The organism is Bacteroides sp. DH3716P (assembly GCF_025914115.1).
In the GTDB taxonomy this organism is placed as follows: Bacteria; Bacteroidota; Bacteroidia; order Bacteroidales; family Bacteroidaceae; genus Bacteroides; species Bacteroides ovatus.
Genome location: NZ_CP083673.1, coordinates 74624 through 86468, shown reverse-complemented (window position 1 = coordinate 86468; position 11845 = coordinate 74624). Strand labels below are relative to the sequence as shown.

Here is an 11845-nt window from a genome sequence, read left to right as displayed (position 1 = left end):
AAACTATTCTCCAAGCACTACCCAATACCCATATCGTTTGCTTCCTACGCGTTTTAATAAGCCCAACTCCTGTAAACGTGCCAAGTTATATTTTATACCATCGACTGTTATACCTTCAATATGACTATTTAAATCCGCCCGTGTGGCCTCCGGATGTTCTCTTAGATAACTTAAAATCATATTTTGGGCTTCTGTTAATTTCTGGGTAGTGTATTGGGTAGTAGATTGGGTAGTATGTTGGGTAGTATATTGAGCCGGTCTTCGTTCATTATCGGCACTATCTTCCATATTTATATTCTCCTGATAGTTCTTTTTAATAAACTGTACTTGAAAAGACAAACCAACCTCCTTCCAACATAAATCAATTTCAGGATAAGATTTCATTTCTTCAGCCACCATTTTCAATCCATTACCCCATTGGTCAATGATGCCAAGTCTTTTAAACACAGGAGCTATTACTTTATTTCTTGCATCTGATTGGCGGCTCTCCATTGCCGAATAATCAATAGAGGGTGGTAAAAGCCCAGGACTTGTGATCTCAACCATATCATCATATATGGCAACTTTGACATCTTTTCCTGTCAGAGAATAATCTCTATGTACAATCGCATTACGGATAATCTCCCTTATTGCCTTCACTGGATACTCCCAACGTGAAACCGTATATACTCCCTCTATATTTGCTGCTTTATTAATATGCCGAAGTACAAAGTTATAAGTTTCTTCCGCCTGTAACCCAATGTGGACAATAATACTTTTTTGATCTAAAAACTCTTCCGTTCCTGTCCCTTTGAAACGGGCACATTCAACTTTGGCATTCGGAAACATAGAATTACGCAAATTATCATCCGAAAATAGAAGTAAAGCTTTTGTAGGATATTCTTTATCCTGTTCAGTCTTAACCAATTCCAGTTTACGAAGCACTTGAATATTTAAATCTTCACCTGTTTTCTCTTTGTAGAGTAATTTAAACCCACTTATATCCAATTCATCTGCGGACTTATCCATGACAACCTCACTATCAAAAGAAATATTTCTCCGTCTCCGCTCTAACTCTGCAATAATTGTTTCATCAGCTAGTTTATTGGTTGAACCAACCCTAATATAAGTTCCTTTCAGCTTCCCTTTATCTTTAAGATAGTAAGGGGGCATACTTCCACGATAAATACACACTTTAATAAGGTGTTTGTCCTCTATAGTTAAAAAAGAGACTTCAGGTAATATAATCGGATAACATCTATCATATATTAAATTACTAATTTGCTCTTCAATACGAGGTAATTCTTCTTCGGACAACCCTATTATCTGTCGCGGGTTATCATTGATACCTATATAAATTTCACCTCCCGCATCATTGGCAAAAGCCACTACAGTTTTTGCTAAATCAGAATTTGTAGGAAGCTCACCTTTAAATTCTAAACGCCGACCTTCAGACTGGTTTATAAGTTCATTAATAGACATCTATTGAATATATTGTTTTTTAAACTTTTTCTCGAAGCAAAAGTACAATAAAGATATGACAAATAATTGGAGAAGCAAAAGAACTTTCTTATCTTTGTCTTTATCTGATAATCAAACCAACAAACTGCAAAATATAATTATCCATAATATGAATAACATACAAGTTAGCCTAAAAGCAGATAACCAAAACGGAATACTATCCATACAAGGAGTTGATTTATTTAGTATCATAGATACCGACTGGAACTGGAACAATATTTCATTCATACAAATCAGCTATCAATGAATATTTCTAATCAATTATTGGATGAAATAGCCAATGAATGCCAACCATTATTTAAAGGAATAAAACAAGAAGACATACATGTAAAATGATTAGTTCATTGATAAAAAGTAACCATTTAGATTAACTGGATAGTTAACCTACTCTCATTTATTCATTTATTATTGGTACTACAGACTGATTAGACAGTAGGAAACAAAATAAGTTTTTCGCCGAAAAGGAGGTCGAATATACTTTCTTTTCGTATTTTTGCACTAAATTTCCTAGAATCATGAATAGTGAACCAACATATAACTTGTTAAACTCCATCAATTACCCCGAAGACCTACGTAAACTAACCGTAGAGCAACTGCCGGAAGTATGCGGTGAACTAAGGCAAGACATTATTAAAGAACTCTGCTGCAACCCCGGACACTTCGCCGCCAGCCTGGGAACCGTGGAACTAACCGTAGCTCTGCACTACGTCTACAATACACCATACGACCGTATTGTATGGGACGTGGGGCATCAGGCATACGGCCACAAAATTCTTACAGGACGCCGTGAAGCATTTTCCACAAACAGGAAACTCGGTGGAATCCGCCCTTTCCCGTCTCCGGAAGAAAGCGAATATGATACTTTCACGTGCGGACACGCTTCCAATTCTATTTCTGCCGCTCTTGGTATGGCTGTCGCAGCCGCCCGGAAAGGAGACGCCAAACGCCATGTAGTAGCCATTATCGGCGACGGATCAATGAGTGGCGGACTGGCTTTTGAAGGACTGAACAACGCATCTGCCACGTCGAACAACCTGCTCATTATCCTGAATGACAATGATATGGCAATCGACCGCAGCGTAGGAGGCATGAAGCAGTATCTTTTCAACTTAACGACTTCCAACCGCTATAATCAGCTACGTTTCAAGCTCTCGCGCATGCTGTTCAAGCTTGGCATTTTAAACGAAGAACGCCGCAAAGCGCTCATCCGTTTCGGAAATAGCCTGAAATCAATGGCGGCCCAGCAACAGAATATTTTTGAAGGGATGAATATCCGTTACTTCGGTCCGATAGACGGACACGACGTAAAGAACCTGGCAAGAGTATTACGTGATATCAAAGATATGCAAGGACCTAAAATCCTGCACCTGCACACTATCAAAGGAAAAGGATTCGGTCCGGCAGAGAAACACGCTACCGAATGGCATGCTCCCGGCAAGTTCGATCCCGTCACTGGCGAACGTTTCATTGCCAACACCGAAGGAATGCCCCCGCTTTTCCAGGACGTATTCGGAAATACACTGGTGGAACTTGCCGAAGCCAACCCGAAGATTGTCGGTGTCACTCCCGCCATGCCCAGCGGCTGTTCGATGAATATACTAATGGAGAAAATGCCGAAACGCGCTTTCGATGTCGGTATTGCCGAAGGACATGCGGTTACCTTCTCCGGAGGGATGGCTAAAGACGGACTGCAACCGTTCTGCAATATCTATTCTTCTTTTATGCAACGGGCGCATGATAATATCATCCACGACGTAGCGATTCAGAATCTTCCTGTTGTTTTGTGTCTCGACCGCGCCGGACTGGTTGGCGAAGACGGTCCTACTCATCACGGAGCTTTTGATATGGCATGTTTACGCCCGATCCCTAATCTGACTATCAGTTCCCCCATGGACGAACACGAATTACGTCGCCTGATGTATACGGCACAATTGCCGGACAAGGGACCGTTCGTGATCCGCTACCCCCGTGGACGCGGCGTACTGGTGGACTGGAAGTGTCCGCTGGAAGAGATCCCGGTAGGAAAAGGACGGAAACTGAAAGAGGGTAGCGACCTTGCAGTGATTACTATCGGACCGATAGGAAATGTAGCCGCCCGTGCCATCACCCGGGCAGAAGCAGATTTAGGTCTGTCCATCGCCCATTACGATTTACGATTTCTGAAACCACTGGATGAAGAGTTGTTGCATGAGGCAGGACGTAAATTCCAACGTATCCTGACCATCGAAGACGGAATTATCAAAGGCGGTATGGGTAGCGCTGTCCTCGAATTTATGGCAGACAACGAATACAAACCGACCGTGAAGCGTATCGGTATCCCTAATATATTTGTAGAACATGGGGCAGTTGCCGAACTGTACCAACTGTGCGGCATGGATGAAGAAGGGATTCTGACTAAAATAAAAGAATTTATCAATTGACATGAAGATTATTATTGCCGGTGCCGGCAACGTAGGCACCCATTTGGCCAAACTGTTATCGCGCGAAAAGCAAGATATTATCTTGATGGATGATGACGAAGAGAAACTAAGTGCTCTTAGCGCCAACTTTGACTTGCTGACTGTTGCCGCTTCTCCTTCTTCCATCTCCGGATTGAAAGAAGTGGGCGTCAAAGAAGCCGACCTGTTCATCGCAGTCACACCGGACGAAAGCCGCAACATGACTGCCTGTATGCTGGCTACCAACCTGGGAGCCAAAAAGACAGTGGCGCGTATCGACAACTATGAATATCTTCTACCCAAAAATAAAGAGTTTTTCCAGAAGCTGGGAGTAGATTCTCTGATTTACCCGGAAATGCTGGCTGCTAAAGAAATCGTATCTTCCATGCGCATGAGCTGGGTACGCCAATGGTGGGAATTCTGTGGAGGTTCGCTGGTTCTGATTGGTACGAAGATGCGCGAAAAGGCTGAAATCCTGAATATACCGCTGCACCAATTAGGCGGTCCCAACATTCCTTACCACGTAGTGGCCATCAAACGCGGAACGGAAACGATTATCCCTCGCGGAGACGATGTTATTAAATTGCATGATATTGTTTATTTCACCACTACCCGCAAATACATTCCTTATATACGTAAAATAGCCGGCAAAGAAGACTATGCCGATGTACGCAATGTAATGATTATGGGAGGTAGCCGTATCGCAGTCCGTACCGCACAATATGTGCCGGACTATATGCAGGTGAAAATAGTGGATAATGACCTGAACCGTTGCAACCGTCTGACAGAGCTACTGGATGACAAAACAATGATTATCAACGGAGACGGTCGCGACATGGATCTGCTTATCGAGGAAGGGCTTAAGAATACCGAAGCATTTGTAGCCTTGACCGGCAACTCGGAAACGAATATCCTTGCCTGTCTCGCCGCCAAACGCATGGGAGTGGAAAAGACGGTGGCAGAAGTGGAGAACATCGACTATATCGGTATGGCAGAGAGTCTCGACATCGGCACGGTTATCAATAAAAAAATGATTGCTGCCAGCCATATCTACCAAATGATGCTGGACGCCGACGTGTCTAATGTGAAATGCCTGACTTTTGCCAATGCGGACGTTGCAGAATTCACCGTACCGGAAGGGGCCAAAATAACCAAACACCTAATTAAAGACCTGGGGCTCCCCAAAGGCACCACCATCGGAGGAATGATCCGTAACGGAGAAGGTATCCTGGTGACAGGTGATACGCAAATCCGCCCCGGCGACCATGTAGTCGTATTCTGCCTAAGCATGATGATTAAAAAGATTGAGAAGTTCTTTAACTAAGTATTAAGTATCAAGTATTAAGTATTAGTCGGTAAAAATGGACAGTTATGGGTAATACTTAATACTAGATACTTAATATTTAACAAATACTTGTTTATGATTAACTCGAAGATGATATTCCGGATTCTGGGTTTTCTGCTTCTGATAGAAACAGTTATGCTATTATGTTGTGGAGGTGTTTCTCTTTTTTATAAGGAGAATGACTTGCAGAGTTTTCTGGTTTCATCGGCTATTACCACTAGCATCGGTATTCTGTTGCTCGCCATCGGGAAAGACGCAGTGAAATCCCTGAATCGCCGTGATGGATATGTCATAGTCAGTGTAGCATGGGTCACCTTTTCCCTTTTCGGAATGTTACCTTATTATATAGGAGGGTATATCCCAAGTGTTACGGATGCATTTTTTGAAACGATGTCCGGGTTCAGCAGTACGGGTGCCACCATCTTGAATAATATAGAGTCAATGCCTCATGGAATACTTTTTTGGCGGGCTATGACACAATGGATAGGCGGTTTGGGTATTGTATTCTTCACCATTGCCGTTCTGCCGATTTTCGGTGTGGGCGGGATTCAGGTGTTTGCAGCAGAAGCCAGCGGTCCTACTCATGACAAAGTGCATCCCCGTATTGGTATCACTGCCAAATGGATTTGGGGTATTTATGCCGGAATGACAGGGACATTGATTGTCTTATTAGTATTTGGAGGTATGAGTGTGTTTGACAGTATATGCCATGCTTTCACGACAACCAGCACTGGCGGATTTTCTACCAAACAAGCAAGTATCGAATATTATCACTCACCCTATATAGATTATGTAATCTCTATTTTCATGTTTCTTTCGGGCATCAACTTCACGCTATTACTGTTGATGTTCAATGGAAAAATAAAGAAGTTCATTCATGATGCAGAGCTAAAATTCTATTTCTGGTGTGTTTCTTTCTTTACTATATTTATTGCAGTCTGGCTTCATCAGACTTCTTCTATGGAGATAGAAGAAGCGTTCCGTAAATCACTTTTCCAAGTGATTTCCTTGCAAACTTCTACGGGATTTGCCACAGCCGATTATATGCTTTGGCCTTCTATCCTTTGGGGATGCCTTCTAATAGTGATGATAATCGGAGCCTGTGCCGGCAGTACAACAGGAGGTATAAAATGTATTCGTATGGTTATCCTGTTTCAGGTTGTGAAAAACGAATTCAAACATATTCTTCACCCTAATGCCGTGCTCCCGGTGCGAGTTAACAAACAGGTTATTTCTCCTTCCATCCAGTCTACAGTATTGGCCTTTACTTTTTTATATGCAGTCATCGCTATCATCAGCATACTTATCATGATGGGGCTGGGAGTCGGTTTTCTGGAATCAATCGGAACCGTAATCTCAAGTATGGGTAATATGGGACCGGGACTTGGCACATGCGGCCCGGCCTTCTCATGGAGTGAATTGCCTGATGCCGCCAAATGGCTGCTTTCTTTTTTAATGCTCTTGGGACGTTTGGAATTGTTTACAGTATTACTACTTTTCACTTCCGATTTCTGGAAAAAGAATTAAGAATTCAATAAAGGTAGTCTCTTTAATGCAAAAGCTACAATAAGGAGTACATTATCAGGCTATTACAAAGAGTACTTATCTATTCATATATTCTCAACGATTCTCACCGTAATGAGAAAAAATACTCATCGCAATGAGAAAAAGTTCTCATTACAGTGAGAATTCTTTCTCATTACGGTGAGTATTCTATCGTATTTGTACGTTGTTATCACATCATATCTTTCTAAGTAAAATCTTTCTTACAACAGGCTTATTTATTTCATAAATCTTATTGATAAGAACATCCATTTCCTGTTGGCGAGCATCACGGACAGCTTCAAACATCATCTTTGAATACATATCACGACGTCCCTTCAACCAAACGTTTTTATCCAAGTTTTCATCCATCACCTCGATCGCTTTTCTGTCGTCAGCATACAGCAATCCCTTTTGCTGGAAAAAGCCGAATTCACACCACGCATATTCTCTGAATGTTCTTTCAATTTCCCAACGATATTCATTCAGGTGCATCACCGTCAATGCTTGTTGGTATTGGGGAGTTTTGGATTCAGCAGCAAGATTAATGCCCTTTGCCAGTTCATCTCCACTCCAGGTTCCAATTTCTTCATCGTCTATCAACAACTTATAATTGCCTTTCAGTCCTGTTACTTTCAACGTTTCACGGTTCATCTCTTCCATAAAAGGAACAACTTTCAGCACTTCTGCCTGGCTCTTTTTCTGTCCCCAACCACGAGCAATAGTATCTAAAGGATAAGGAAGAGCTTCTGCCAAATAGTCAAAACTCAAATCTTTTCCATTCTTCTTTATATTTGAAACGGTACAATTTTCCGACTTAACGGCTTGTTTCTTATTAGCATTAATCTCCATATCCGCTACCTCCTTACCTACAAATCCCTGGGCTTTCAGGAAAAGATAGGCCATTACCATGTGTCCGTCGTTATCGGGATGAATACGGTCACTGCCACAAAGGGTAAAGGTAGGATCTTTCTGCTGATATTGCTGATTAATAGCTGTCATAGGAGCATTTAAATCGGTAAATTCCCAATTATTCTTAGCTGCCGATTCTTTCTGATATTCAACAAGCCGTTTGATGGTTTCATTCTTTGTCTTGAACGGTGTATTCTCTTTGAGTTGTACGGTTTCATCATACGGAGAAGTTCCGACCATCACGATACGGGTATCAGGAAGATCTTTAAAACGTTTCTCCATCTGCTGGTAATTCTTTATACTTTCCTGATATTTCTGCTCACCGAATTCTTTGGGCTTATCACCGTTGTATTCAAAATATCCGGAATCATTCATACCAAAAGTAACCATCAACACGGAAGGTTTCATCGCAAAAATATCACCATCCAGACGTTTGTTCATATCATAGGCCGTATCTCCACCAATACCACCGTTGAAAACACGGATAGGCATATCCGGAAAACGAGTCATATAATATAACCAGATGTATGAATGGTAATGCCCACCATCCGTTATACTATTTCCCAGGAACACTGCTCTCTCACCCTCCTTAAAAGGTTTCACAGTTTGTGCAAACGCAGCAGTACATGTCATACAAGCCGCTGCAATCAATACAAAAAGTTTTTTCATGTCTTAATTTCTATTTTATAAACTGTTATTTTCATTATGAACGTTTTCTTTATTTTTTGAGAGGATCATATACGGCAACTGCCACGCGTGAATCGGCACAGCCATAATATAAGAACCATTTCTGATTGTGGAATACAAGCCCTTCTATAAATACGGTTCCGACTGGATATTGTCCGCTCTTTTCAAAGTCTGATTCGGGAATATAGAAAGGTTTATCCAAGCGATCGATTAGTTTAGTAGGATTTTTGGCATCAAATAAGGCTTGTCCGGCGCAATAAGAGTTGGCTGTATACAGTGTGTCTCCTTCTGCGCCCGATTTATTTTTGCCGTTATAAAGCAGCAGTATTCCTTTGTCAGTCAGGATGGCAGGAGGACCACATTCGGTCAGGTCACTGTCGAACTTACCTGCGCGGGGAGTCATCACCTTCAGGAATTCTCCATTTTCATCCAACATCGGTTCCCAGTTGACAAGGTCTGTGGAAGTGGCTACATTCACAAACTTTTCTCCCCAGTACATCCAGTATTTGCCGTCAATCTTGGCAATCACTTGTTTGCCGTCGATTAATTGGGTTACGATAGAGGCAGATTTGGAAAATTCATCTATGAATCTTCCGTTGTATGCTTTTGCGAAAGCCGGTCCATGTTTTTCCCACGTTTGAAGATCGCGCGAGGTGGCCACTGCCAAACGCGCCTGTTTGCGGTTCCATTGTGTGTAATGCATTACGTAAAGCCCGTCTTCTGTTACAGCAACACGTGGGTCTTCGCAACCGCCGGGATTTTCCAACTCTTTCTGACTGTCGTCTGCCGGATAAAATACAGGTACGGACATTCGTTTGAAGTGTAGTCCGTCGTCAGAAGAGGCATATCCCAAACGGGAGGTGCGTGATCCGATACCGGTTGCCGAATTGTCTTCAGCCCGGTAGAGGACTACTACTTTCCCATCATAAACAGTAGCAGCGGGATTAAACGTATCACTCGCTTCCCATGCTACTGAATCCTGTCGCATCGGACAATAGAAAAAGGTAGTAGTGTCAGGAGAAATAATCGGATTAATTCCTTCCGGACGCTGGAAATCTGCCCACGCCCAATCCGGGAATTCTGCTGTTTGCTTCTTCTCGCCACAGGAAGTGATTAATGCGGCAGCCATCAGTAGATAAGCTATGTTTTGTAGTTTTCTTTTCATTTTCACGTTTGATGTTATAAATAAGTGCTCTTACAAAATTATCTTATATCATAAATTTATATACCTCGTTGATTTGCTTTAAGGGAAAGAGGGAGGCGTCACTTTAGTTCCCCACTTCATGTCAGGCTTAGCCGAAGTAGTGTATTCTATTGTAGCCCCATTATTCAGTTGATCCCAATCGATCCATGTACTGTCATACGGTTTACCGTTCAGTTTCATGGACTTGATATAAATATTCTTTTCCGAACCGCCTTTTATCACCATATCCCCTTTCTTCAAATGAACTTTCACGGATGAGAATATCGGAGTGTTCACCGTAAAGCCTCCCACTCCCGGTATTTCGGGATAAAGACCGATACAAGCGAACACATACCAGGCACCCATCGTCCCTAAATCATCATTGCCCGGCAGACCATCAATTTTACTTGAATACTGTTCATTCAATACACGGTTAATAATCTCCTGTGCTTTATAGGGAGTTCCTACCCAGTTGTATATCCAGGGAATGTGAAAGCTCGGTTCATTGCCGGAAGCGAACCAGGCATCATTATAGCCGGCATCCAGACGAGTAAAGAATTCATCCAGGCGTTTTTCTGCCGCTGCTTTGCCTCCGATGATTTCTATCAGCCCGGCAATATCGTATGGCACCATCCAGAAATAATTCTTATAGGTCGATTCACGGAAATCTTCAGTCAGTGGTTTCCACGAACCATCCGGATTACGTGATTGCAACCATCCGGTTTCCGGGTTATACAGATTCTTCCATGAACGTGCAAAATGGAAATAACGCCAACTTGCAAACTCATCTCCTACGGCATGTAAAGCAAATTGTGCGATTGCAAAATCAGCGGAAGTATATTCTAGTTGTATAGAAGCGTTGTAATATCCTTTATCCAAATACTGTTTCAGTCCCGGACGAGCCTCAACCTCCTGTGACATTGCTCCCGGTTCTTCCGCTCCTTTTCTCATGGTTTTGAAAATCGGTTTCGGGTCATAATTGCGGGCACCAAAAGCGTAAGCATTGGATATTAGGATAGGAGTCGGATCTCCTTGCATCACGCCGGTCTCTATATTAGCCATCACCCAACGCGGGAAAGCACCACCAGCTTCTTCGGCAAACAATTGGTGAGAAATAACAATATCAGAGGCTACTTCAGGATCAAGGATTGACAATAGTTGAATCTGTGTACGATAGGTATCCCAGTTGCTAAAAGAAGTATAGTGCTTGGAACGGGATTTATGCACTCTGAAGTCAGCTCCCATGTATTCTCCGTTCACATCGCTGCATACATTCGGGTGAATGAATGAACGATACAGATGAGTATAAAATTGAGTGGTACGATCCGGATTGGTTCCTTCTACTTCAATCTTACCCAAATAATGATTCCATTTGGATTCTGCCTGATTCTGAATCTGCAGGAAATCCCATCCGGTATTCTCCGCTTTCAGATTCTCGCGTGCATTTTCTACTGATACATAAGAAACCCCAATCTTATATTGGATATTTTTCTTCTTATTTACATCAAAAGTAAAATAGACTCCGGAGTATTCTCCTTCAGCAAAAGTCGTGTTCGGCTTCAGTTCATCTCTTTTCCATGTTCCCGATTCCAACGCATCCGTATCAAACTCTGCTACAAAATAGACTTTATACGGTGTACGGAGTCCACAGAAATTACCGCCTTCTGCATATCCTTCACACTTATTCGGTGCAGTAATAACGATGGCGGCCTGCTCTATCGGAGTTGCGGAAATGCCTCCACCGATAATTACCGTACCATATTGCTGATCTGCCGGATATTCATAACTCGCCATACCGGTCCTTTCAGTTACTGTCAGTTTTGCATGAATATCTTCCTGCACCTTTGCTTCATAATAACCGGCGTGTCCTTTTTCTTCAGAAATATTGATGCGGTAGTTGAGAATATTGTCCGGAGACATCTTCAGTTTACCTTTTACCGGAAAAGTGGGAAAGTTGCCCATGTGTTCGCAACCGCCACCACTCAACTGATTGATGACGAATCCGGAACGTTTGGAAAAATAAGAGGGGGTGAACTGCACCATTCCATAAGGATAGGTGGCTCCGGGATAAAGATATCCCGAAGTCAAACCCACGCCCTTCGTTCCTATTAGGGTATTTACCTGACGGGCATAATTACTCCCAGCGCTCTGCGCCGAGAGACTCCCCCACCCTCCAATCAAAACCAATAATAAACCTGTTAAAATTTTATTTTTCATACTGTATTCTTCTTATATCTT

The 11845-nt window shown here is 42.4% G+C and carries 8 protein-coding genes; 4 read left to right on the top strand and 4 right to left on the bottom strand.

The features are described 5' to 3' along the window. Positions 1–3 precede the first annotated feature (3 nt). Positions 4–1461, bottom strand: a complete 1458-nt coding sequence (locus KQP79_RS00275) for an RNA-binding domain-containing protein (RefSeq protein ID WP_074707650.1) — start codon at positions 1459–1461, stop codon at positions 4–6. A gap of 148 nt (positions 1462–1609) precedes the next feature. Here KQP79_RS00275 and KQP79_RS00270 point away from each other — a divergent pair, with 148 nt between their 5' ends. The 4 genes from KQP79_RS00270 (at position 1610) to KQP79_RS00255 (ending at position 6810) form a co-directional block, all read left to right on the top strand. Next, a complete protein-coding gene (locus KQP79_RS00270) occupies positions 1610–1747 on the top strand; it encodes a hypothetical protein (RefSeq protein WP_153882607.1) in 138 nt (45 codons plus the stop codon). A gap of 268 nt (positions 1748–2015) precedes the next feature. Beyond that, positions 2016–3920 carry a 1-deoxy-D-xylulose-5-phosphate synthase gene (dxs, locus tag KQP79_RS00265; protein ID WP_004301493.1) on the top strand — a complete coding sequence of 635 codons (1905 nt, stop codon included), beginning with the start codon at positions 2016–2018 and terminating at the stop codon, positions 3918–3920. 1 nt (position 3921) lies between these two features. Further along, positions 3922–5262 carry a Trk system potassium transporter TrkA gene (trkA, locus tag KQP79_RS00260; protein ID WP_004305310.1) on the top strand — a complete coding sequence of 447 codons (1341 nt, stop codon included), beginning with the start codon at positions 3922–3924 and terminating at the stop codon, positions 5260–5262. Positions 5263–5358: 96 nt separating this feature from the next. Beyond that, positions 5359–6810 (top strand): TrkH family potassium uptake protein, encoded by a 1452-nt coding sequence (locus KQP79_RS00255; protein ID WP_117683328.1) that lies wholly within the window; start codon positions 5359–5361, stop codon positions 6808–6810. A 213-nt stretch (positions 6811–7023) separates the two neighbouring features. On the opposite strand, the gene KQP79_RS00250 is transcribed toward KQP79_RS00255, so the two are convergent. The 3 genes from KQP79_RS00250 to KQP79_RS00240 form a co-directional block, all read right to left on the bottom strand. Continuing rightward, positions 7024–8406 carry an SGNH/GDSL hydrolase family protein gene (locus KQP79_RS00250; RefSeq protein WP_004301490.1) on the bottom strand — a complete coding sequence of 461 codons (1383 nt, stop codon included), beginning with the start codon at positions 8404–8406 and terminating at the stop codon, positions 7024–7026. Between the two features lie 49 nt (positions 8407–8455). Continuing rightward, positions 8456–9589, bottom strand: a complete 1134-nt coding sequence (locus KQP79_RS00245) for a glycoside hydrolase family 130 protein (RefSeq protein WP_138343435.1) — start codon at positions 9587–9589, stop codon at positions 8456–8458. Between the two features lie 78 nt (positions 9590–9667). Then, the gene (locus tag KQP79_RS00240; protein ID WP_138343433.1) at positions 9668–11824 is read right to left on the bottom strand and encodes a GH92 family glycosyl hydrolase; all 2157 of its coding nucleotides are present in this window, start codon (positions 11822–11824) and stop codon (positions 9668–9670) included. Positions 11825–11845 lie beyond the last annotated feature (21 nt).

Excerpts from the sequence above, each read along its gene's own strand:
- KQP79_RS00255 (WP_117683328.1), top strand. The coding sequence starts at position 5,359 with ATGATTAACTCGAAGATGATATTCCGGATTCTGGGTTTTCTGCTTCTG.
- KQP79_RS00250 (WP_004301490.1), bottom strand. The coding sequence starts at position 8,406 with ATGAAAAAACTTTTTGTATTGATTGCAGCGGCTTGTATGACATGTACT.
- KQP79_RS00240 (WP_138343433.1), bottom strand. The coding sequence starts at position 11,824 with ATGAAAAATAAAATTTTAACAGGTTTATTATTGGTTTTGATTGGAGGG.
- KQP79_RS00275 (WP_074707650.1), bottom strand. The coding sequence starts at position 1,461 with ATGTCTATTAATGAACTTATAAACCAGTCTGAAGGTCGGCGTTTAGAA.
- KQP79_RS00245 (WP_138343435.1), bottom strand. The coding sequence starts at position 9,589 with ATGAAAAGAAAACTACAAAACATAGCTTATCTACTGATGGCTGCCGCA.
- trkA (WP_004305310.1), top strand. The coding sequence starts at position 3,922 with ATGAAGATTATTATTGCCGGTGCCGGCAACGTAGGCACCCATTTGGCC.
- KQP79_RS00270 (WP_153882607.1), top strand. The coding sequence starts at position 1,610 with ATGAATAACATACAAGTTAGCCTAAAAGCAGATAACCAAAACGGAATA.
- dxs (WP_004301493.1), top strand. The coding sequence starts at position 2,016 with ATGAATAGTGAACCAACATATAACTTGTTAAACTCCATCAATTACCCC.